Raw genomic sequence first — 23,141 nt, forward strand, 5'->3', positions numbered from 1 at the left:
ATCGCTGCGAGCTGTGATTGAAATATGGCCGCCGCGCTGCGTCGGGCGGCGATTTCCAACAGAAAGCCGCGCCACCAGCAAACTTCCGACACAGGATTGCGGCGAAACGGCGCGCTCCCGCATGGCGCGAGCGGCCGGTTTCGCATCGGTCCTCGCGCGTCACCTCGAAGGGGCCTTCGTGTCGCAGCGATTTCTTTGCACGCTCGTTTTCAGCTTCATCCTGATCGCGCATCCGGCCTTCGCCGAGAGTCGAACTGCACCGGCAGCGCCGGCCCTGCCGTCCGCCGGAGCCTTGACCCCGGAACAGGCGCGGCGTGCGCTCGACACGCTGCAGGACGCCTCCAAGCGCGCGCAGATGATCGAGACCTTGCGTGCGATCGCCAACGCGACGCCGCCGGCACAGGCGGGCGCCGCGGTGCCGGTTCCGGCTGCGGGCCAGCCGGCGCAGCCTGCGCCCGAGGAGAAGCCTGCGATCCCGCTCAGCGCCGACAGTCTGGGCGCGCAACTGCTGCTCGCGGTGTCGGAGCAGGTGACCGAGATATCCCAGGACGTCGCCGACGTCGTTCGCACGCTGACCCATTTCCAGGCGTTCTACTGGTGGATCATCCGCACCGCCAACGATCCGTTGGCCTACAATCAGCTGCTCGACATCGCCTGGAAGCTCGCGCTGGTGCTTGGCTGCGCGCTGGCGGCCGAATGGGTGAGCTTGCGCCTGATCCGGCGGCCGCTCGCCTATCTCGAGCAGCGCCTTCCGCAGGCGGCGCGGGCTCCGGCCCAGGCGGTGATGATCGCGGACCCGCCATCCTCAATTGCCGATATCCTCACGCAACCTGAGCCGCGGCGCCGCCATTTGTCGCTGGTCCGGCTGTGGCAGTCGGTCGTCCGGCTGCCCTTCGTGCTCGGGCGTTTGTTGCTCGAACTCCTGCCGGTGCTCGTCTTCGTCGCGGTCGCCACCTCGCTGCTCGGCACCGGGATCGGCGACCAGACGACCGTGCGCCTCGTGATCCTTGCGGTCGTCAATGCCTATGCCCTGTCGCGCGGCATGATCTGCGCTGTGCGCGCGCTGTTCGGCCCCTTCGGCCTGATCCGGATCCGCGGCGAAACCGCGGCCTATATCGAGATATGGGCGCGCCGCATCGTCGCGGTGGCCGTGTCGGGCATATGCTTCGCCAATGTCGCGCTGCTGCTTGGGCTGCACCGTGCCGGATATTGGGGGCTGTTACGGCTGGTCATGCTGGTCGTGCATCTCTTCATCGCCATCATCATCCTGCAATGCCGCCGGCAGGTGGCGGACGTGATCCGGGCACCGTTCGGCCAGGGCGGGCTTGCGGCGCGGGCGCGCAGCCGTGCCGCGTCGCTGTGGCATTATTTCGCGATCGCGCTCGACATGGCGCTGTGGGCGGTGTGGGCGCTCAATATCCGCAACGGCTATTCGCTGATGCTGCAATATTTCGTCGGCACCATCGCGGTGATCCTGGTCGCCCGCGTCCTGACGATGGTCGTGCTCAGCGTGATCGATCGCGGCTTTTCGATCCGGCCCGAGATCCTGGAGCGGTTTCCGGGGCTGGAGACGCGCGCCAACCGCTATCTGCCCCTGCTGCGCCGGATCGTCGCCACCATCATCGCCTTTGCCGGCTTCGTTGCCGTGCTCGAGGTCTGGGGCGTCGACGCCGTGGTGTGGTTCTATGGCGGCCAGATCGGCAGCCGTCTGCTGTCCGCGCTCGCCACCATCGCCATCGCGGCGCTGGCGGCCGCTAGCATCTGGGAAATCAGCAATGCCCTGATGGAGCGCCAGATCGATGTGCTGTCGCGCGAAGGGCATTATGTGCGGGCCGCGCGCTTGCGCACCTTCCAGCCGATGCTGCGGACGGCGCTGTTCTGTTTGATCGTCACCGTCGTCGGCCTCACCGCGCTGAGCGAGATCGGCGTCAATGTCGCGCCCCTGCTTGCCGGCGCCGGGATCGTCGGCATCGCCATCGGCTTCGGCTCGCAGAAGCTGGTGCAGGATCTGATCACCGGGCTGTTCCTGCTGATCGAGAATGGCGTGCAGGTCGGCGACGTCGTCAGCGTCGCCGGGCTGTCCGGCACGGTCGAGAACGTCTCGATCCGCACCATCCGCCTGCGCGCCGCCGACGGCGCCGTGCACATCGTGCCGTTCAGTGCGGTGACGACGATCACCAATTCCAGCCGCGGCGCCGGCAATGCGGCGGTCAGCGTCAGCATCGCCTACAAGGAGGATACCGACCGCGCCGGCGAGATACTCAAGGAGATCGTCGCCGAGATGCGCCGCGAGCCCGAATATCGCGGGGTGATCCGCAGCGATCTCGAATTGTGGGGCGTCGACAAGGTGGACGGTTCGATGGTGACGCTGGTCGGCCAGATCCGCTGCACCGATTCCGGCCGCTGGCCGGTGCAGCGCGAGTTCAACCGCCGCATGAAGCGGCGCTTCCAGGAGCGTGGCATCGAGATCGCGTCCAACGGCCAGATCATCGTGATGCCGATGCCGCAGGCCACCGATGACGCCGGCGCGGATGGCGTGCAACGCCGGGCCCTGGGGTAGGCGGAGTAGTCATGATAGGCGTGTTCTGGTCGGAGGCGCGATCGCACGCGGGCGGACGGCTGCTCCATTTTTGCCGCTCATTCGGCCGTTCTCACCATCGATCAGATGATTTTCAAGGTGCTGCGGCCTCCACCGCGACCGCGTGGCTACGGACGTGCTTGCGTTCCCATGGCCTCCGATAGATGAAGACGACATTCGCAGTGCCCGCACTTAATGCTTGAATGTCCCAGCGATGAACGCCTGGGGCGCCAACTAGACGCTTGCCGCCTTCGCGCTCCGAAAAGCCGCGGTCGGTGATGCGTACGAGCGGCAATCGGGAACTTGCTTTGGCATCAACCGCCCAGCCGTAGCCGGTTGACGGATTTTCCTCAAGTTCGACGCTCGCGGATTGACCGACCGCCAGCCTCAACGTCTGATCTGCTGCTTTCGCTCGAGCGTCAATCGCCACGATCAGAACGATCGCCACTAGATATACGAGCCGTGCATTCATTGGTTGGCTCCAGCTTTGATCTCGGCGGCAACGAGCCGACAACTAAACATATATCGGGTCGATCTGGCCGCTATTTGTTGATCCAAATCATATCGATGCCGGCCACTTCGGCCTAACAAATATGCCTCGGGATCTATGAGTACCCCCAAAAAGGGGGGGCCATGAAGCATGCCGCTATTGTCTTGTTCGCGACGGTCTTCTTGGCGAGCGGGCAACTGCCGCAAGCACGATCCATAAAAACTCTCGTTCCTCAGCCGTAGGTCCGCTTCGGGTCCAAGAGCGGCCTATCGGTCCCCCACCGCTTACTTCCGGTCGAGGCGCGGAAGATCGGGCCGTCAGAGATCCCGGCCGCTTCGAGCCACGCATCAAGCGCGGCGACCGGCGTCAAGGTCTTGCCGTTCGCCACTGGCAGCGCATCGCCCGCGACCTTCTGGTCGAATCCCAGCGCACAGAGCAAACTGCGGGACTTAAGAGCTAATACGCTTCAACTGCTCGCTCGCATCCCAATCAGGTGGGGGACGACGCCCTTTACTGAACCATTTCATTCCATTTGAAATCCACACACTTCGCCATCGCGCATACACGGCTTGGCGCTCGATTGAGCTATCTCCGGCGGCATCGTCGTATCCGAAATGAATTCCGCAACATGGGCAAATCTCGTCTGAGGATGATTGGCCCGTCCAGGGCGCGAAGTCGAGAGCGTATCCACAAGCGGGGCAGAGATCGGGCAACGGGCACTACTTCAAAGGCAGAGAATCTCCAGAGATTAGCCAACAGCGCGCTGGCCCGCTTTGGGGCAATGGCTGCCGTATCGGCTAGGGAACGACCATATCCGGTCAAGCCCCGGGGCGCTAACCAGAAGGTTTCCGAAGGGCCAGAGCGGACGTCCTTCGTTGAAGTGCCTTCGCTGATCCCCTAGTATCGATGATAAGAACATCAGGGTGGAGTGCTGCATGATGCTCGGGAATATTGACTTCATGTCCGAAGATCCGCGACAGCCGGATGTGCTCAGTCTGTTGGCCCAAGCGGACGCATACTTTCACGAACTCTATCCTGCCGAAAGCAATCATCTGATTGGCGCTGACGATCTGCGAGCACAAGATGCGGTGTTTCTTACAGCGCGTCGCGACGGAGAGCTTCTCGGATCAATCGCATTTCGGATGCTTGCCCCAGAACACGCCGAGATGAAGCGGATGTTCGTGCGGATCGAAGCCCGCGGATTTGGGTTAGGTAGACAATTGTTGCGCGCATTGGAAGATGTTGCGCGCGATCGCAACGTCAGACGTATCAGTCTTGAGACGGGAATAAAGCAGCCAGCGGCAATCGGACTCTATCGCGCCGCGGGTTATCGAGATTGTCCTCCCTTCGGCGATTACAAGGCCGATCCGCTCAGCCTTTTCATGACCAAACGCCTTGAGCCTAACCAGGCTTGAAGAAAGATCGACTCTGTCCGCAATGGGTCGATGCAGTCACTCCCGTAAGGACCGACATGCGTCCTCCAGTTAAAGGCACAAAACCACGCTCGGCTCGCTACCGGAGCCAATTGATAGCTATTTCCGCTGTGGGTCACGCTCGGAAGAACTCAGGTTGAGCATATCGAGTCCGCTTCACCCCCAAGGAGCCGACACCTTGCAGGCATGCCGGGTCAGCCGCTTGGGGCCGATTTCGTTGAAAAAGTCAGCGGTTGCGACGCAGAGATATCGGTGATTCAGTCTGTCTAGTGGGCAGGACTGAAGGTCATGATGGGGCATCGGCAAGTCGAACAGGCTGCGTTGTTCTATGAGTTCTCGCTGGAAAGGCACATCCCCGCCGACCACCTCCTGCGGTCGATCGATAGGTTCGTCGACCTTGAGGACTTACGGCGGGAGCTGGCGCCGTTCTACAGCAACATCGGGCGGCCCTCGATCGATCCGGAGCTGATGATCAGGATGCTCCTGATCGGCTATTGCTTCGGCATACGATCGGAACGGCGCCTCTGTGATGAAGTCCACCTCAATCTGGCATACCGCTGGTTTTGCCGGTTGGGTCTGGATGGAACTGTCCCCGATCACTCGACGTTCTCGAAGAACAGGCACGGCCGCTTCCGTGAGAGCGATCTCTTCCGTCGCGTGTTCGAGACCGTCTTGCGCCGCTGCATCCGGGAGCGCCTGGTCGGCGGCGAAGGGTTCGCAGTCGACGCGAGCCTGATCAAGGCGGATGCCAATCGGCAGAAGGGAATCGAAGGCGATAAGGGGCTTCCGCCGGAGGCTGCGGGTCGAGCGATCGACGAGTACCTTGCCGTTCTTGATGATGCCGCGTTCGGTGCCGCGACGGAGGTCACGCCCAAGTTTGTGTCGCCCTCCGACCCGGCGGCGCGCTGGACGGGAGCGCACGGCGGCCAAGCCTTCTTCGCCTACTCGACGAACTATCTGGTCGACGTCGAGAATGCGATCATCGTCGATGTCGAAGCGACCACGGCGATCCGCCAGGCAGAAGTATTGGCCGCCAAGCGCATGATTGAGCGTTCAATCGAAAGGTTCGATCTTTATCCAAGCCGGCTTCTCGGCGACAGCGCCTATGGCTCAGCTGAGATGCTTGGCTGGCTAGTCTACGAGCAGGGGATCGAGCCGCACGTGACCGTCTTCGACAAGTCGGCCCGCACCGACGGGACCTTCTCGCGTGAGGCCTTCACCTACGACCATACCAGGGACGTCTATCGCTGCCCCGCTGGCAAACCCCTCACCACTACAGGGACGCTGGTGAACAACGATACGACGGTCCTCTACCGTGCGAGCAAGCACGATTGTCAAGCATGCTCTCTAAGAAGCAGGTGTTGCCCCAACACCCCGGCCCGAAAAGTGCCGCGCTCGATCTACGAGGGCGCTCGCGACATGGCACGCGAGATCGCAAGCTCATGGGAAGGCCGCACTTCACGCCGGCTCCGCAAGAAGATTGAGATGCTGTTCGCGCATCTCAAGCGCATCCTCAAGCTGGATCGGCTGCGACTAAGAGGGCCGAACGGCGCACGCGACGAGTTCACCCTGGCTGCAGCCGCTCAAAATCTTCGTAAGATGGCCAAGCTGATCCCGATGTCCACACCGACGCCCGCGTGAACCACACCGCGCCAATTCGTCCTCGAAACAGCTGGCGTTCACGACGAAACTACTGCCGACTTTTTCAACGGAATCGGCCAAGAGCGGTCATCCCTTGGGTTATTTGGTTATTGAATAAGCACCGGCTATGCGTCGGGTGAAGCGGCGAATTGCACTAGCTAGATTTCCCGTCCTAAACACTAGAGTTATGACCCATTCTGGCGTTCCCAGATGACGGAGTATCTCCGCGTTGCCCTGTACAGTTTTCTCCCACATGGTTTGGTCGGTATAGAACGCATTTTCTTCACTGCACCGGTCGAGCCGCCACGTTATCTCTGCTAGCAAGGCGTCGACACCTGACAGACGTCGAGCAAAGTCGAGTTCTCTTCGAGCACAAATCCGTTCGATCCGTTGGCGTGCCGCTTCTTGGTAGCGGATACCTAACTTTTCAAGTCGTGCATGGGTTGCCTCGTGGACGATGGCGGATGCGATCCATTCGACTGTTGTGGTTTCCGAAGCGACTATACGCTCATCCAGCAAGCAGGCGTTCAAGGAGTGCAGATAGCAACCGGCTCCATGCGGAATTAGGTGCACCCAAATTCTAGCAAGGTTGTTCTTGATGCGCCGGTGGTGAAGCGGGGCACAGCGTTCGATCAGCCGAAGCGCGTCTTCAATACGTTGAATGGCTGGCTTGGCGTCCGATTGAAAGCTGCCTACCCAAATGCCATCAACGACGTGACCTTTCGAAAACCAGAGGTCGATCCTCTCCACGAGGGAGGGCCTGGTCGCTGGAAAATCCTGCCGAGACATTCTGGTTACGTTTGCTTCCTACCACATGGCATGTCCCACGCGTCAGCTAAGAAGGACTTAAGAATTTAACTCAACAAGGATCGGCCGCTCGGGCTCGGCGGTATCCGCTTTGGGGTCAAAAGCGTCGGTTCGCGCTCGCAAGGGGGGCTTCCGGTCTGGTCCAGTCAGCAGACGTTCTCAACGCTTGCGTGTTGTGGCAGCCCTTCTCGTCGCTCTTGCGAGTTCGCCGATACTGAGCGTGCCCGTCGGGCAATCCGAGCATGCACGCCATGCAGATATTGCCCGTCGTGCCACCGTGTCGCACATGCGCGCGCTTGTGTTGTCGGGCAAATCAGGACGATCCTATCCCACGTCCCGCGCTCTTCAGGAGGGGCGTTTCGCGATCGTCACGATACGTGGAGTGCGGGATGCGGTGGCCGCGACAACGTCAGGCGCTTTGCGCAAGACGACTGACGATGTAGCGGACGGTGAAGTCGTGTGGTCCTGATATCCCGACGCTGATATCAAATCCGTGACGTGCGTCTCGATATCGCTTTGCGATGCGAGGACATGGCGCGGATGACGGTGGCCAGAAAGCCCGGTGCACCGAGGAGATCACGTATAAGCCGTAAGCCCATCGCGCAGGGAAGGCCGGGTCGTCCGGCTGATCCTGTGGTACCTGCCGCCTGCATTTTTTTCCGCAGGCGGGCCACGGGCCTCAGTCGAGGTCCGGCCTTCCTTGCGCCCTCCGTTTCACCGAGGGCGAGCAACACCCAAAGCTCGGACGCCTGCTGCGCCGCGAGAAGGCGAGCCCATGCGGGCTTTCACGGGAGGTGGACCGGCCCGAACTGCCGGGCGTCTCCAATTGCGGCAGTTTTGCCACATATGGACCTTGTTCTCGGCCCAAAACTGCCCCGGAGAAATCCCTAAAATTTCGGTAAGCCGAGCCAAAGTAAGAATTTGGCAAGCAATCGAAAGTTACCAAAGGCTCAACGTGTTCTGGAGAATTCGAACGTGAGCGAACAGGCCGAACAGACAAGCGCTGGCGCCGTCGTGACCGAGCCGGCTGCATCCCCGACGTCTCCCGCCCAGCCGACCATGACGGATGCGACGGGGCCCGCGGCCCATATGCTCGTATCTCCGAGGATCGCGCCCGATCACGAGGCGCCGACGGCCGATGCGGCCAAGGCTGAGGCTGAGGTTAAGCCGGAGGCCAAGCTTGACATCCGTCCCGACGCGGCACCGGCGGAGATCGCCAAGCCGGAAGCGGCGAAAATTGACGCCAGAGTTGAAACGATCACCCCCGCGGCCGGTGCGGCGAAGCCGACGTTAACCATCTTGGACCTGACCAAGCCCGAGCCGCGCAAGGTCGAACCTGCCAAAATCGAACTCATCAAGGCCGAAGCCCCGACGAACGAACCGCCAAAGGCGGACGTGCCGAAGCTTTCGGCTCTCGGTGTGACGGCGCCGAAGATCGCGGCAACGAATGCGGCACCGCCCAAATTGGACGCGCCCGCCAAGCGGCTGATCATGTCGAGCGCGAACGATGGTGGCGCCGGCGAGACCGCGGCGTCTGTCGCCGCGCGCGTGGCTGCCGCCGCGAAGGCGAGGCTCAAGCTCGAGCCCTTCAAGTTCGACGGATCCGACAAGACTGCCGCCGCCTCCGCCGCTGCGGCTCCGAAGCCGGAGAAGGAGAAGCCGGAGAAGGAAACGCCCGCGGCTTTCATGGTCGCCGGTCGGCGCGGCACGCCGGCCCTGGCTGCCATGTTGCTGGCCGCGGTGTTGGCCGGCGGCATCGGGGGAGCGTTCGCGACCATGGCCTTTTTGCATGGCTCCACGGCGCAGCCGACCGCTGCGGCGACCGAGAATGATCCGGCGCTGTCGGCGTCGGTGGCGCGGATCGATTCCGACGTTGCCACGCTGAAGGCGGGTCTCGAGCAGGCCAACCAGACCAGCCTGGTCGAGCTCAACAAGGCCGCCGATCGCCTCGACAAGCTCGAGAAGGCGCAAGGCGAACTGGCGGCCAAGATCACCAAGCCGACCGAATTGCAGAAGCTCAGCGACGCCGTGGAGCGGCTGCGCTCCGCCCAGGCTTCGGCGGCCGCCCAGGCCACGGCAAAGGAGACGACGAACTCGATCGCGCCTGCGCACGTTGCCTCCGTCGCGCCCGCTGCGCCGGTGGAAACGGCCGCCCCCAAGCCCGATGTCAGCAAGCCGAAGATCGTCGAAGGCTGGGTATTGCGCAATGTCGGCCGGGGTGGCGCGCTGATCGAAGGCCGCGATGGGCTTTACGAGGTCTATGCCGGCGATCCGGTGCCAGGGCTCGGCAAGATCGACGCCATCCGCCGGCAGGACGGCCGTTGGGTGGTGGTAACGTCAAGGGGCCTTGTGGTCTCGCGCTGATTGTCGATCTGAGAACTTGGCAGCAACTTGGCAGCGAGGCGCTTCACCCCGACGTGAAGCGCCTCTTTTCATGCTTGCCCGCAGCTCTCCGCTTTTCGGCTATTTTCGGCGGCTACGACAGGCCTGCGCGGCAAGCGTTGGGAATAGATCGTGCTCCGCGCTGTTCATTTCGGTGAGGGAGGCGTGTCTTGCGATTGTCGGTTCTGGGTCTTGCGATGCTGGTTCTTGCGCCATTTGCGCATGCCGGCGACACCGCACCTTTGGAGCGCGGCGCCGCCGTCACCGAACCTTATGCGCTGCGCGAGCTCGATCGCACCACGTTCGGCCTCAACCGCATGATCGTGGGGGAGCGGATCAGCGAGGCGCCGCTGACGGCCGCCGACCTGTTCGCGCTGCCTGCGATGCAGCCATTGCGCAAGTCGCTCGATGCCGAAATCGATCGCTATGTCGCGCAGCACAAGGCGACGTTGCCGGACGAGAGCATCGGCGTCGGTCCGTCCTTTGCATTTGAGCTGTTCGATCGCGCGGTGCTGGATTCGAAGGACACGCGATTCGTGTTGTCGGGCGTCGTCAATCGAATGGATCGCGCCTTCGTCGATCCGGCCCATTGCGGCGAGGTTCGGCTGCTTTACCGGCTGGTCCGGACCAATCAGCCCGAGACCGCCGAGGACGCCGTCTCACCGCGGCTGCCGATGACGCTCAATCTGGTTTTCAAGGCGCGCGGCGACGATGTCGTGCGAAGCGGTACGCCTTCCTGCGCCGAGATCGCCAAGCGCTGGCTCGATACGGCGGACATCGAACTCACGGGCAGCGAGCTCGCGGCAAAGCTGACCGGGGCAGATGGTTCGCTTGCCCTGATCAGGCCTGAGAACATCCTGCGCATCGAGACCAATCTGCAGATCGCGCATGCGCCGAAATCGGCGATACGCGATTTCCGCACCGATTACATGATGAAGGTGTTCGACTATCACGCCGAGACCGGCTCGTTCGAGGAGGCGGTCATGGAAGACCAGATCGATCGCGATCGGCTCCTCGCCGATCCGGCACTGGCCGCGGCGTTCAAGGCGTGGCTTCTGGAGCCGACCCATCTTGCCGAGTTCGATCACGGCACGGTGCTGATCCCCGATCAGTTCCTGGCCAAGGTCGCGGTGGCGCCGACGCCGGTGGGCTTCGTCAATTCGGCGCTGCAGCCGGCCTTCGGCCTGATGCAGGGCGAAGACACCACGCACGCCCCGGTATTCAGCGAAGCTGATGTCGTTGGTGCGCTGGAGAAGGCCGCCGCCAACGGAGTCCAGTTGCAGAACATCCGCTCGGTTGCCGGCTTCGAGCGCCGTCTCAACGACATCGGTTGTGGTGGTTGCCACCAGACCCGGGGAATCGGCGGCTTCCATTTCCCGGGTGTCGACTGGATGGCGGCCAAGCCGTCGAACGCAACGACAGTCCCGGGCTCGCCGCATTTCTTCGGCGATCAGGTGCGTCGGCGCGACATCCTGACCGCGTTCGCGGAGGGGCGCGAGCCGGACTTCACCCGGGGCTTTGCCAGCCGGCCGCAGGAACGGGCCAGCCATGAGCTTGCCGGCACCGTCTATGATGACGGCTGGGGCGGGCATTGCTATGTGAACCGGCCGGATCAGGCCGAGAACGACAAGAGCTTTTCGGCCTGGACCTGCGCTTCGGGCCTGTCCTGCCAGGCCACAGGCAATACACGGATGGGGATGTGCTTCATCTCTACCCGATAGGGTGAAGGACGATGCGTGAACGCCCGACATGTTCGGGCGTTAGGCTCCTGCAGGCGAAAGCGAAAGGAGCGGCTGATGGCCACACAGGCGGAGATCAACAAGCAGCGCAATCGGGCGATCGCCGAGAACGAGGAGCGGCAGCAGGTCGCGGGCAACATCCGCGTCAGCGGCTGGACTATCTTTTTTGCCATCGTCGCAGGCGTGATCCTGTTCTTCATCGGCTGGGCCGGGCTGCACCGATAGGCTCAGCCCACCGCGCCGCGTTCGCGCAGGGTTTGGATGGCCATCTCGTCGAAGCCGGCATCGCGTAGGATCTGGTCGCTGTGCTCGCCAATGCCCGGAGGTTTGCGCGGCCGGACCTTGCGGGCGCCCTCGATCCAGATCGGGCTGTTGATGGTCAGCATGGTGTCGTTCTCGAACTGCACCAGGACCTCGTTCTCGAGCATTTGCTGATCGGTCGGGATGTCGTCGAGGATGCCGACGACACCGAACACGAGGCCGTTGCCGTCGAGGGTCTTGCGCCATTCGGCCAGCGGTCTGGTGGCGAAGACCCGATCGAACTCGGCGATCAGCTCGACCGAGTGCGCATGCCGGTCGGCCTTGCTGACAAAGCGAGGGTCGTTGATCAGGTCTTCGCGACCGAGACAGCGGGCCAGCACCGGGAACTGCTTCTCCTCGTTGAGCAGCGACAGCATGAGCCAGCGGCCGTCCTGGCATTTGTAGTGATTGGCGACGGCATTCAGCGCGCGTTCGCGGGGCCGCCGTTCGATGAATTTGGCGCCGCAGAGTTTGGCCTGTGCCAGCACCGAGGCGGCCCAGACCCCGTTCGCCATCAGGTTGGAGGCGACGTGGCAGCCCTTTCCGGTACGCTCGCGCTGATAGAGCGCGGTCACGATCGCGCCATAGAAGGCCATCGCGCAGGGGTGGTCTCCCATCCCGGCCACCGAGCGCGCCGGCGTGGTGGTCTCGTCGGCGCGCACCAGATCCATCAATCCGGAGCGGGCCCAATAGGCGTTACTGTCGAAGCCCGGCTTGTCGGCTTCCTCGCCTTTCTCGCCATAGCCGGTGAACGAGGCATAGATCAGCCGTGCATTGAGCGGCGCAAGCATCTCGTAGGTCAGGCCGAGCTTGTTGCGGACCGCCGGCGGGAAGTTGGTGATGAAGACATCGGCCTCCGCCACCAGGCGCTGCAGCACGGTCTGTGCTTCGGGCTTGGTCAGGTCGAGCGCGAGGCTGCGCTTGTTGCGCGCTTCGAGGCACCAGGCGTAGTTGTGCTCGCTGCGGGGATAGCCGGGCAGGTTCGGCAGGTTGCGATAGGGATCGCCGGCGCCGGGCGGCTCGATCTTGATCACGTCGGCGCCGAAATCCGACAGCACGGTCGCGGCCGCGGGCGCGGCGATGAAGCTCGCGCAGTCCAGGACCTTCAGGCCATGGAAAATGCCCTTGTCGTTCATGAGGCGTCGCTCCCGTGCTCGCTTATTGTTTCCGCGCGCTGGAATTTTTCCTGCGCGCGTCGGAGGTTAGGCGAGCATTTGACTCATCTTGGGGGAGCAAGGCAATGCGATCTGTGGCGGGCAGACCTCGTATGACGAGGAGCGTGGTGTCTCGCTCCTGTCAGGTGCTGCGCCGGCTATCATCGCTTAGAAGTTCGCGCGCGCCGGACGAAAGTCCTGCGCGTCGTCCGCTACACTTTCAGGTTCTCGGCCGAGCTTCTGCCGCGGTTGGCGATCTCCTCATACTCGATCGTCTGCCCCTCGTTGAGCGTGGTGAGACCAGCCTTCTGCACTGCAGAAATGTGAACGAAAATGTCCTTGCCGCCTGCCGCGGGCTGGATGAAACCATAGCCCTTGGTCGGGTTGAACCACTTGACCGTACCTTTAGCCATACGTTGCCTCCGCGGGATACAAACAAGTCGGGCAAGGCGGTCCCCGCGAACCGCCATGTCCGGACGATCAGGATACGCCGGTTGCGGCAGGCGTGGTAGCGCAAACAGCGGGCGGTTTTGGCCTGAAATGACCGACATCGTGGCGGCTTTGCGGCTTTTCACCGCCTCGCCCAAACTCCCGCCAACGCTGCGCGCTCCCGCCGCATCGGGTGTAGGTAGGACGGTCCTGCATGCTTGGAGGTTCAACGGTCAGCCAAGTCCGGCCTCTACGACCTTCTCTCGTTGCGCCAAGGCGGCCAGGATTTTTGCATCGGTGGCGATCCGCACGTGCATCGGCTCGGTGCGGCCGCGAATGTCGAGGTCCTGCGCAGGCAGTTCATCCCCGGCAAGTCCTGCCGTCGTGCACACGCTCTCCGAGATGATCGCCTCGCAGCCAAGATTTTTAGTCATGTCCTGCAGCCTTGCCGCGACGTTGACGGCATCGCCGAGCGCCGTGAACACCATGTGGTCGCGATAGCCGATCTCGCCGACGATCACTTCGCCACCATGGATGCCGATACCGAAGCGGATCGGTTCGCGCAGATCGTGGCCGAGCGAGGTGTTGAGTTCGTCGACATTGACGGCAATTCTCCCCGCCGCCTGGACTGCCTGCCGGCAGGCGGTCTTCGGATCGACAGCGAGACCGAACAAGGCCAGCATGCCGTCGCCGATGAACTGATTGGGCTGGCCGCCGCACGCAATCACCGCTTGCGACACCGCGCCAAGAAACCGGTTGACGATGAACACCGTGTCGAACGGCAGCCGCTTCTCGGCAAGCCTGGTCGAACCGCGCATATCCACGAACAGGCTGACCAGATAGCGCTCCTGTCCGATGCCTGCGGCCTGCGTAGCCGCCGCTCCCGAAGTCGGAATGGGGATGAACAGCTGAAAGAAGGAGACGTCGCTGACCGGGCGGAGCTGACAGGCAAGCCGGATCGAGGGATCCGTCGCGCCGACTTGCGCAAGCACGAAAGCCTCGCGCGGCGAAGCCGCCGGCAGGTCGCCGCAGTCGCCGATCACACGAATGCGGCAGGTCGAGCAGCGCGCGCGGCCGCCGCAGACACTGGCATGCGGCACATTATAACGCAGGCTCGCCTCGAGAACGCTGAGCCCTTTCGGCACTCGCAAAGTGCGGCCGTTGTTATAGGACAGCGTGATGATGCCGCCGCGTCGTTCATGCAAGGCACGGGCACCGCGCGCCAGCAGCACGGCGCCGAGCAGGCCCAGATAGGCGACGATGAAGCCATTAATGATCTGATCGATGGCCGCCTGTTCGCCCGGAGTGCCCATGTGGCGTGCGGACAGATTCTCTGCAACCCAATGCGGCTCGGAGGCCGCCGACATGACGTCGCGGCCGCCGCGATAGAAGCCGAGCAGGGCCAGGGTCGGAATCAGCACGGCGCATGCCAGCAGCCAAGGGGCGGCGCGCTTGTAGAACGGCTTCATGCGCAGCCACATGTGGAGTCCGATGCAACCATGGATCCAGGAGACCACGAGCGTGACGGTCATCAGCCAGATGCGCGACGAGGCGCCAGCCCAATAGGCGTAGAGCACCTGCGGGTAGAGCTTCTCATGCCCATAGAGCGCTTCCGCTATTCGGACGCCGGCGATATGCGAGAAGATCAGCGCCGGGATGCTCAGGCCGAGCACCAGCTGGAGCGGTTCCATCGTCTTCCAGCTGAACTCTCGGCGCTGATAGAGGGCCCAGATGCCGAGCCCGGCATGGACCAGCGCGGCGGTATAGAACGTGACTGCGACCGGCAGGAATTGCCAGAACATGGTGTGATAGTACACGCCGGACGCGAGCGCCGGCAGCGAGACGTTGCCGAGCGCATGATTGAGGAAATGGCTGAGCAGATAGCTGAACAGCACGAGCCCGCAGGCGAGCCGCACCTGCCGCACGCCGATGCCACGAATTTGTCCGCGCGTGGGATGAGACGGGGGTTTCATGCGGTCCATGGCTGAGTGAACCGCAATCCTAGATGTTTATTCCGGCCGCGAATAGGGCGGCGGGTGAGGGCGCTCTCGCGACGCAGAAGGAAGCTCGAGTTCTCTGTCGATGTCGCGACCGCGAGGTCCGGGCCGGCGTTGACTTGCCGGGAGGAGTCGGGGAAAAGCGCGCCGTGACGACGATCTCTCCCAAAAGCGCGACACTGACGTCCGGCCGATTCGTGCATCGGCCGATGCTGATCGCAGCCGCGGTGATTGCGGCCGTGACCGTGGTCCGCGTCGTCTATGCCAGCGTGCTCGATCTGCGCACCGACGAGGCCTATTACTGGACCTGGTCGAAGGAGCTGCCGCAGCTCTGTTTCCTCGATCATCCGCCTGTCATCGCGTGGTTCATCAGGCTGGGAACGTCGATCTTCGGCGATACCAATTTCGGCGTCCGCTTCGGCGGTATCCTGGCGATGGTGGCGAGCCAGCTGCTGCTCGCCGATATCGTCCGTCGCGTCACGCACAATGTACGCGCGGTCGTGCTTGCCGTGCTGCTGCCGGAGGCCGCGCTCTATTACGGGTTGCTGATGGCCAAGGTCGCGCCCGACATCGCCGCGATCCCGTTTGCGCTCGCGATGGTCTGGGCGCTGGTCCGGCTGGTGCAAAGCGGCGACGGCCGCTGGTGGCTTGCTGCGGGCCTGTTCGGCGGTCTCGCGCTGCTGTCGAAGTTCACCGTCGTGCTGCTGCTGCCGGCCGTCGCGGCCTTCCTGCTGGTGCCGGATTGGCGCCGCCGCTGGATTGTCAGTCCCTATCCGTGGCTTGCTGTGCTGATCGCGATTGCCGTGTTCTCGCCGGTCTTGATCTGGAACCTGCAGCACGATTGGGCCTCGGTCAAATTCCAGCTGGTGCGCGCCACTGCGCCGCATGAGATGTCGCTGCGCACTGTCGGCGACTATCTCGGTCTGCAGTTCGGATTGGTTGGCTCCGTGCTGTTGCCGGTGACGCTGTCGGCGCTGATCCTGACCGCGTGGCGCGGCTATCGGGCGCGCGAGCCGGTGGCGATCCTGCTGTCGACCGCGGTGTTGGTGCCGTTCCTGTATTTCCTCTGGAAGTCGCTGACCCTGCGGATCGGCGATACCTGGCCGATGTTCATGTGGCCGATCGGCTTTGCCGCCGTGGCGATCAACATCGCGATGCTGCCGCGCGAGGGCTGGCCGCTCTGGATGGTCCGCTCGACCGTCAGTTGGGCGCGGACGGCGGTCATTGTCGGCGTCGCCACGGTCGTGGTGGTTTTCCTCTACTACACCGTCGCGCCGTGGAATCTCATCGGCAGGGCCGATCCGATCGGCGGCGAGGCCGGCTACGAGCAGGTGGTCGCGCGCGCCGAGGCGGAGCTCGCGAAGACCGGTGCGACCTGGATCGCGACCACGGATTACCGCACCTATGCGATGCTGCGCTGGTTCTTCAACGGCCGCGTGCCGGTGATCCAGATCAACGAGCGCGCGCGCTTCCTGGGTTTTCGCGATCCCGGCATGACGCAGATTGCGGGACATACCGGCCTCTATGTCGGGCGCGAGCCGGACCATACCGTCGCAATCTGGGCCCAGACCACCGCGACGCGTGAGCCGTTGGAGCGGGTGCAGCGGATCTGGCGCGGGGTCGTCATGGACACCTATGCGCTGGAAAAGCTGACCGGCTGGACACCTGAACTGTCGCCGCCACCGGATTCGCCCTTCTACCAATGGCGCTGGCTTGCGGGCGAATTCGACCGCGTGGCACGCGGCTGAGCCTCACTCGTCCTCCTCGCGCTTGCGCAGGAGGTCCTTGGCGAGATCGGCGAGCACCGGGCGCGGCAGCGCCGTGAAGGGCAGGGGTCGGGTGACGTCGATCGCCGCCAGGCCTAACCTTGCAGTCAACAGTCCGTTGAGTACGCCTTCGCCGAGCCGCTGCGACAGCTTGGCTGCGATGCCATGGCCGAGCACCTGCTGGATCAGGCTGTCGCTTGCGGCCATGCCGCCGGTGATGGCGAGGTGGGCGATGACATGGCGCAGCAGGCTGATCATGCCGAGCGCACCGGGCCGGCCGCCATAAAGCCGCGCCAACTGCCGGATCAGCCGCAGCGAGGCGACGAACACGAACAGCACGTCGACCAGGGCGCGCGGCGAGACGGCCGTCACCACGGAGACCCGCTGCGCGGCAACCGAGACCATCCGGCGCGCCTCGGCGTCGAGCGGGGTCATCAGTTCGCGTTCGGCCAGCTTGATCATGTCGGCGCCGTCGATGATCTCGTCGGTGTGGCTGGTCAGCGCGGCGCGGGCCCGGGCAAGCCGCGGATTCTGGTGTGCGATCTTCAGGAGATCGACAACGACGGCGCGGCTCTCGGCGCGATCGTCGGACAGCAGCACCTCGGCAGCACGGCGGTGCAGCTTCTCGATCGTCGCAAGCCGCGCCAAGCCATGGATCTCGCGCGCGATCACCGCGGCGAGTGCAACGGCGGCTGCAGCAGCAAGCGCAGCGCCGAAATAGCCGAGCCCTTCACTGCGGGCGAACAGATCCTCGATCAGATGGGTGACGCTGAGACCCACGCCCAACAGGACCAAGCCAGCGACCGAGGTCCAGAACAGCGCGCCCCAGCGAAAGCCGCGCCGCTCCAGGACGGGGGCCCCGATCGGCACCGGCAGTTGAACCGGCTCGGCCTCAGGCGTGATCTGGACGGTGCCGCGGGCCGGGCGTCCGGCCTCATCGCTGTCGACCACGACGACGCCGGGATCGTCGAGCCGGAAGGTGGCGGGACGGCGCTGCTTGGATCGTTCGCTCATAGCAGTCGGTCTCCGATCAGGAACTGAAGCGCACGGTCGAGCCTGATATGGGGAAGCATGGGGGCGCCGCCATCGGTATCGAGCAGGGGCGGCCGAAAGCGCAGGAAACGGAAATCGGTGGTTTCCGCCGAAGCGCTCGAAAGGCCACGATAGGCCTCGCCGCCGCTGAACAGCTCCGCGGCGTCGGCCGGCAGGTCGCCCGGAAAGGTCGCGACCTCGGTGCCGCCGTCGAAGATCTCGCCATTGGCGCTTTCGCCCGCCGCCGGCGTTCCCAACAGCGACGGCAGCTTGTCGCGGCCGCGCGCGACCATTGCCTCGCGGGTGGCCCTGACGGCGGCCAGCGCAACCACATCGATCGCCGCTCCCGTGCTCTCGGCCCTTGCGACCGCCTGGTCCACCGCCCGCCGCAGCACCGCTTCCAGCCGGTCGTGGCTGGTGTGATGCAGATGGTCGGCTTTGGTCGCCGCGAACAGGATGCGGTCGATGCGCGGCCGGAACAGGGGCGACAGCAATGTGCCGCGGCCGACGCGATAGCAGGCGAGAATGCCCGACAGCGCGGCTTCCAGATCGTGCAGCGCCTCGGGGCCGGCGTTGAACGCGGCGAGCGCGTCGACCAGCACGATCTGACGGTCGAGCCGGGCGAAATGTTCACGGAAGAACGGCCTGACGACGATGTCTTTGTAGGCCTCGTAGCGGCGGACCATCATCGCCCACAGCGAACCGTCCTTCGCGCTGCCTTCTGCAGGCAAGTCGAGTGGTGCGAAGGTGAGGGCCGGCGAGCCCGCGAGATTGCCCGGCATCAGGAAGCGGCCGGGCGGCAACAGGCTCATCGCAAAGCGTTCGTCGCGGCAGGCCCGCAGATAATCGGTGAACAGGCGCGCCGCCTCCAATGTCGCCTGCTCGTCCGCAGGTGCCTCAGGTGACAGTGTCGCCAGATGCGCCTGCCACTCCTTGGCCAGATGCGCCCGCGGCGCCTCGCGCGACAAAGTGACGCTCTCGCGCGCCCATTGTTCGTAGCTCTTGTCGAGCAGCGGCAGATCGAGCAGCCACTCGCCGGGATAATCGACGATGTCTAGCGTCAGCGTTCGCTCGGCGCCGTTCGGACGCTGGTAATCGATCACAAGCCGGAGCTCGCTGATATCGACGGTCGAGCTCGGCCAGCGCCGCTCCTCGATCAGCGCGCGCAGATGGTTTTCATAGGCAAAGCGCGGCACCGCGTCGTCGGGCTGAGGCGAAAGGTGGGCGCGGGCAATGCGGCCCGACGCCAAGGCCTCGAAAACCGGAAAGCGGCCGCCCCGGATCAGCCCGTGGATCAGCGCGGTGATGAAGACCGTCTTGCCGGCCCGTGACAACCCAGTGACGCCGAGCCGGACCGTGGGGTTGAACAGGCTCTCGCCATAATCGCGCAGGGCGCGCGCTGACAGCCGCGCTTCCTCGACGATTTCGGAGAAAAAAGGGGGCATGCGCGAAGCGTGAATCCGCGGTTAAAATGCGTGTGAACGACTTGTGAAAAGTGGCGATTGAAACAGCAGAATCAAGCTCATATTTCCGGCGCGTTTCCGGGCAAGACCGGGTAAGACGGGGCTTGAACGGATCGTTGACCATCTGGCACTCATAGTTGCCGCGTTAAGACTTGCGACGGGTTCCGCATGAGCGTGTTCAAACTGAAGCAGTTCGCCTCCACCTCCGTGCACGCCGCCACCGGCGCGATCCGGTGGAATTACGACAAGGTTGAATTGATCGCCGACGGCATCGTGCACGCGGTCGGCGTCAGCAGCGGCCTGGTCGCTGCGACGGTTCTGGTCGTGCTGACGTCGATCTATGCGCGCGCGCTCGATATCGTCGTGGTGTCGGTCTATGTCGCGGGTCTGCTGTCGATGCTGGTGCTGTCGGCCACCTACAATCTCTGGCCGGTGTCGCCGACCAAATGGGTGCTGCGGCGCTTCGACCATTCCGCGATCTATGTGCTGATTGCCGCGACCTACACGCCGTTCATCGCCGCGATGCAGAACGGCGCGCTGGCGATCGCGCTGCTGGTCGGCGTCTGGGGCGTCGCCATCTTCGGCATCGTCCTGAAGCTGCGCTGGCCCGGCCGGTTCGACACCGTGGCCGTCGGGCTTTATCTGGCGCTCGGCTGGAGCGGCATCATGATGTACGACCATGTCGTCACCATCATGCCGAAGACGGTGCTCGGTTGCGTGCTCGCCGGCGGCATCCTCTACAGCTTCGGGGTCATCTTTCATTCCTGGCGGCGCTTGCGTTTCCAGAATGCGATCTGGCATTGTTTCGTGCTGCTGGGTGCCGGCTGTCATTACACGGCGGTGCTCGACCTGGTTCTGACATAACGAATTGCTTGGAGGCGACGCATGCAGGTGACCGGCAAGAATGTGGTGGTCACCGGCGGCGCCAAGGGGATCGGCAAGGCGCTGTGCGAGGCGTTCGCCCGTGCCGGCGCCGCCAAGGTAGTGGTGGCCGATCTCGATGTCGCGGGCGCCCGCGCCGTGGCGGAGACGATCGGCGGCGCGGCCTTCCGCTGCGACGTGTCGCAGGAAAAGGACATCCTCCACGTCATCGAGGAGACCGAACGCCAGTTCGGCCCGATCGCTTTGTTCTGCTCCAATGCCGGGATCGGCGGCGGCTTCGATCCGCTGTCGGTCAATGTCGGCGGCGCCTCGGACGAGCCGTGGATGCGGAGCTGGGCGATCCATGTCATGGCCCACGTCTATGCGGCGCGCCACATGATCCCGCGCTACAAGGCACGCGGCGGCGGCTATTTCCTCAACACCATCTCGGCGGCGGGCCTGCTGTCGCAGGTCGGCAGCGCGCCTTATTCGACCACCAAGCACGCGGCCGTCGGCTTTGCCGAGAACCTCGCGATCTCGCACAAGGCCGATAACATCAAGGTCTCGATCCTGTGTCCGCAGGGTGTCGAGACCGACATGCTGCGCTCGATCCCCAAGGGCCCGCAATCCGGCGACGGCGACCTCGCACCTGAGCAGGTCGCGCAGGATGCGCTGAAAGGCCTCGATGAGGAGAGCTTCCTGATCCTGCCGCATCCGCAAGTCCTGGGCTACATGCGCAAGAAGACCGAGAACTACGACCGCTGGCTCGCCGGCATGGCCAAGATCCAGGCGAAGATGCGCGAGGAGTTTGGGAAGTAGTCGCGGCGGCATATCAGTGCCGCCTCGCCGTCGTCCTCGCGAACGCGAGGACCCATGCCGCGCGATCTCTCTTTGGTCCGTGTGGCGGACATATCATTCGACAATTTCACTCTGTGGGTATGGGTCCCGGCTTTCGCCGGGACGACAGAGAAGCAGACGAGGCGTTTCCTCCTCGCGACGCATCGCGCCCGAGTTTTGCTTCAGGTCCGCCCTCAAAAACGAGAGGGCGCAGGGAAGGCCGCATAGGCGTTAAGGTAGCGCGAGCATCGATTGATACTTGCGTTTTCGAGGAGGCTCGCGAAGGTGGCGCCCCAACGCGCGTTTTCTGCGGCGCAAGCAACGGATGGTTGGTTGTGGAATGATTGCTTGCAGCAAGGATGCAACGAGCTGCTGCAGGACCCGCCAAGCGCCAGGCGTCGTTAAGCGGCCTGCGTCCAGTGGGGAGAGTCCTCGAAGTCGCTGGCAAGCGGCTCGAGCAACAGGATGATCAGGAGGTGGGCCAGCAGGTAGGGCTTGGCAGAGCGCGGATCGGTTCCTGGCGGCGTCTTGAGGCCAATCAGACTCTTCAGTCGCTTGAACCCAAGCTCGATCCGCCATCGCAATCGATAGAGCGCAAGCACATCTTTGGTGGAGAACTCGTCCCGCGCGAGCGACGTGATCAGAATGACCCAATCCGCAGCCTCCAAAGTTTCTTTGGAGATGATGCGGTTTTCATCTTTTGCGTCTTGCCGGGCTTTACGCCGAGAAGCAGCAGCCGCACCGGTGGGCTTCTTGATTGCGACCAGACGCATAGCCAGAGGCGCGCCGCCCTTGCGCTTGATCCAAATCTCCCGATCGACCAGTCCGCGCGCCTTCGCGGCACGCAATTGGGCCATCAGATCGAACGGAAGGCCTTTGGCGTCAAGCCAACGTGCGTTCTTCCAGCCCGCTCGGATCAAAACGTCGGCCCCGGCTTCGCGGACGGCCGCAATGCGGTCAGGTTGCAGATAAGCGCGGTCAGCAATGCGGATCTCGTTCTTGACCACTGGTATCCGGTCAAACGTTTCGCCCTCTTGCTGATCTGTCAGCTCGAAGTGACCAAAGCGCTCATAGGGCAGATCAAATGCGCTATGAACGCGCCAAAGCTCACTGTTCTTGCGCGCAGCCGGTCCCGCCTGAGGCACTGTCGTCGCATCGATGATGCGGATCAGGCGGCCTTGGCTCGCCTTCGGAGCTGCCGCAGCGAGCAAGCCCTCCACCAGCACCGCAAACCAATCACCACATTGACGCAGCCGATAGAACAACGCCACGCTGGTGAGGTCGGCAAGGCCAACAGAAGCCGCCCATGCGGCTGTCGATCTCAGCCCTCTTTCACCCAAACAATAGGCCAGCATCAGCCGAAGTAACGTCACCGCATCTGGAATCTGCCGCCGACGCGCGAAGGCCTTCGTCTGGCGCGCAGTTTTCTCGAGCTGCGCAGCCCCGCCCAGCTGCGCAACCACTCTCGTCCAGTCCTCGTTCAGGAGCGATTCGTCTGCCATCCCCTGTTCGAATCACGGCGGATTCCAACACTCAAGCATAAACTTAACGCCTATGGGGAAGGCCGGGTGTTGGCTCACACCCATGGCCCGCCTGCAGAAAAAAATGCAGGCGGCAGTCACCACAGGTACGAGCCGGACAACCGGCCTTCCCTGCGCGGTGGGGGAACGGCTTATACGTACTCTCCCCGGTGAACGGGCTTTCTTGCCACCGTCGTCGGCGCGATGCCCTCGCATCGCTAAGCGATGTCGAGTTGCATCGTGCCAACTTAGCGCCAGCGTCGCGGCGCCAGGACCATACGATTTCGCCGTCCATCACCCTGCCAGTCGTCTTGCGCAAAGCGCCTGACAGGACAATGGCCACCGCATCCCGCACTCCACGTATCGTGACGACGCGCACGCCCCTCTTCGACGAGGCGGGACGTGCGGAAAGATCGTCCTGATTTGCCCGACACGGCAAGCCCACGCGCATGCGGCATGATGGCACGACGGGCAATTGCCGCATGGATCGCATGCGCCGATTGCCCGTCGGGCAATGGGCTGCCTCTGTCAGGTCGCCATTTCTCCATCCGTCATTGCGAGGAGCGAAGCGACGAAGCAATCCAGTATCCTTGCGGGGCTCTGGATTGCTTCGCTTCGCTCGCAATGACGCGCAAAGATCGCGGGCTCAATGACCGTTGCGATGCCGCGCCGTTCACCTGCAGGCCACCGATGTTGCGAACGACTCAACGGC

The 23,141-nt window shown here is 63.6% G+C and carries 18 protein-coding genes; 9 read left to right on the plus strand and 9 right to left on the minus strand.

The features are described 5' to 3' along the window. Positions 1-121 precede the first annotated feature (121 nt). Positions 122-2,560 carry a mechanosensitive ion channel family protein gene (locus QX034_RS17320; protein WP_315701364.1) on the plus strand — a complete coding sequence of 813 codons (2,439 nt, stop codon included), beginning with the start codon at positions 122-124 and terminating at the stop codon, positions 2,558-2,560. A 112-nt stretch (positions 2,561-2,672) separates the two neighbouring features. Here the strand turns inward: QX034_RS17320 and QX034_RS17325 are convergent, their stop codons facing one another. After that, positions 2,673-3,050: a protease inhibitor I42 family protein gene (locus tag QX034_RS17325; protein WP_315701363.1), complete on the minus strand. Its 378-nt coding sequence runs from the start codon at positions 3,048-3,050 to the stop codon at positions 2,673-2,675. Between the two features lie 250 nt (positions 3,051-3,300). Continuing rightward, entirely contained in the window at positions 3,301-3,507 is a 207-nt protein-coding gene (locus QX034_RS17330) for a hypothetical protein (protein WP_315767162.1), read from the minus strand. A gap of 496 nt (positions 3,508-4,003) precedes the next feature. Between QX034_RS17330 and QX034_RS17335 the strand changes: the two genes are divergently transcribed. Both QX034_RS17335 and QX034_RS17340 read left to right on the plus strand, forming a co-directional pair. Next, entirely contained in the window at positions 4,004-4,483 is a 480-nt protein-coding gene (locus QX034_RS17335; protein ID WP_315730277.1) for a GNAT family N-acetyltransferase, read from the plus strand. A 306-nt stretch (positions 4,484-4,789) separates the two neighbouring features. After that, on the plus strand, positions 4,790-6,142 hold the full coding sequence (locus QX034_RS17340) for an IS1182 family transposase (protein WP_315764670.1): 1,353 nt from the start codon (positions 4,790-4,792) through the stop codon (positions 6,140-6,142). Positions 6,143-6,241: 99 nt separating this feature from the next. Here the strand turns inward: QX034_RS17340 and QX034_RS17345 are convergent, their stop codons facing one another. Next, positions 6,242-6,892: a hypothetical protein gene (locus tag QX034_RS17345; RefSeq protein ID WP_316189481.1), complete on the minus strand. Its 651-nt coding sequence runs from the start codon at positions 6,890-6,892 to the stop codon at positions 6,242-6,244. A 1,032-nt stretch (positions 6,893-7,924) separates the two neighbouring features. On the opposite strand from QX034_RS17345, the gene QX034_RS17350 reads away from it, so the two are divergent. The 3 genes from QX034_RS17350 to QX034_RS17360 all read left to right on the plus strand — a co-directional run bounded on the left by QX034_RS17350 (position 7,925) and on the right by QX034_RS17360 (position 11,295). Continuing rightward, on the plus strand, positions 7,925-9,313 hold the full coding sequence (locus tag QX034_RS17350) for a hypothetical protein (protein ID WP_315767163.1): 1,389 nt from the start codon (positions 7,925-7,927) through the stop codon (positions 9,311-9,313). Positions 9,314-9,528: 215 nt separating this feature from the next. Continuing rightward, positions 9,529-11,052 (plus strand): hypothetical protein, encoded by a 1,524-nt coding sequence (locus QX034_RS17355; protein ID WP_315730344.1) that lies wholly within the window; start codon positions 9,529-9,531, stop codon positions 11,050-11,052. Positions 11,053-11,127: 75 nt separating this feature from the next. Next, complete coding sequence (locus tag QX034_RS17360) at positions 11,128-11,295, plus strand: hypothetical protein (RefSeq protein WP_315701356.1); 168 nt, start codon at positions 11,128-11,130, stop codon at positions 11,293-11,295. A gap of 2 nt (positions 11,296-11,297) precedes the next feature. On the opposite strand, the gene QX034_RS17365 is transcribed toward QX034_RS17360, so the two are convergent. The 3 genes from QX034_RS17365 to QX034_RS17375 form a co-directional block, all read right to left on the minus strand. Next, positions 11,298-12,506, minus strand: a complete 1,209-nt coding sequence (locus tag QX034_RS17365) for a CoA transferase (RefSeq protein WP_315701355.1) — start codon at positions 12,504-12,506, stop codon at positions 11,298-11,300. 230 nt (positions 12,507-12,736) lie between these two features. After that, on the minus strand, positions 12,737-12,937 hold the full coding sequence (locus QX034_RS17370; RefSeq protein WP_006609369.1) for a cold-shock protein: 201 nt from the start codon (positions 12,935-12,937) through the stop codon (positions 12,737-12,739). A 249-nt stretch (positions 12,938-13,186) separates the two neighbouring features. Next, on the minus strand, positions 13,187-14,935 hold the full coding sequence (locus tag QX034_RS17375; RefSeq protein ID WP_315767164.1) for an adenylate/guanylate cyclase domain-containing protein: 1,749 nt from the start codon (positions 14,933-14,935) through the stop codon (positions 13,187-13,189). 224 nt (positions 14,936-15,159) lie between these two features. Here QX034_RS17375 and QX034_RS17380 point away from each other — a divergent pair, with 224 nt between their 5' ends. Then, on the plus strand, positions 15,160-16,698 hold the full coding sequence (locus QX034_RS17380; protein WP_316196087.1) for a glycosyltransferase family 39 protein: 1,539 nt from the start codon (positions 15,160-15,162) through the stop codon (positions 16,696-16,698). Positions 16,699-16,701: 3 nt separating this feature from the next. Here the strand turns inward: QX034_RS17380 and QX034_RS17385 are convergent, their stop codons facing one another. Both QX034_RS17385 and QX034_RS17390 read right to left on the minus strand, forming a co-directional pair. After that, positions 16,702-17,730 carry a TIGR01620 family protein gene (locus QX034_RS17385; RefSeq protein WP_315730272.1) on the minus strand — a complete coding sequence of 343 codons (1,029 nt, stop codon included), beginning with the start codon at positions 17,728-17,730 and terminating at the stop codon, positions 16,702-16,704. Continuing rightward, on the minus strand, positions 17,727-19,193 hold the full coding sequence (locus QX034_RS17390; protein ID WP_315701352.1) for a YcjX family protein: 1,467 nt from the start codon (positions 19,191-19,193) through the stop codon (positions 17,727-17,729). The genes QX034_RS17385 and QX034_RS17390 overlap by 4 nt, the downstream gene beginning before the upstream one ends. Positions 19,194-19,379: 186 nt before the next feature. On the opposite strand from QX034_RS17390, the gene trhA reads away from it, so the two are divergent. Continuing rightward, complete coding sequence (gene trhA / locus QX034_RS17395; RefSeq protein WP_315701351.1) at positions 19,380-20,075, plus strand: PAQR family membrane homeostasis protein TrhA; 696 nt, start codon at positions 19,380-19,382, stop codon at positions 20,073-20,075. Between the two features lie 21 nt (positions 20,076-20,096). Then, positions 20,097-20,891 (plus strand): SDR family oxidoreductase, encoded by a 795-nt coding sequence (locus QX034_RS17400; protein WP_315701350.1) that lies wholly within the window; start codon positions 20,097-20,099, stop codon positions 20,889-20,891. Between the two features lie 419 nt (positions 20,892-21,310). On the opposite strand, the gene QX034_RS17405 is transcribed toward QX034_RS17400, so the two are convergent. Further along, positions 21,311-22,411 carry an IS4 family transposase gene (locus QX034_RS17405; RefSeq protein WP_315701243.1) on the minus strand — a complete coding sequence of 367 codons (1,101 nt, stop codon included), beginning with the start codon at positions 22,409-22,411 and terminating at the stop codon, positions 21,311-21,313. Positions 22,412-23,141: the final 730 nt, after the last annotated feature.

Source organism: Bradyrhizobium sp. SZCCHNR3119 (assembly GCF_032487775.1).
Taxonomy (GTDB): Bacteria; Pseudomonadota; Alphaproteobacteria; order Rhizobiales; family Xanthobacteraceae; genus Bradyrhizobium.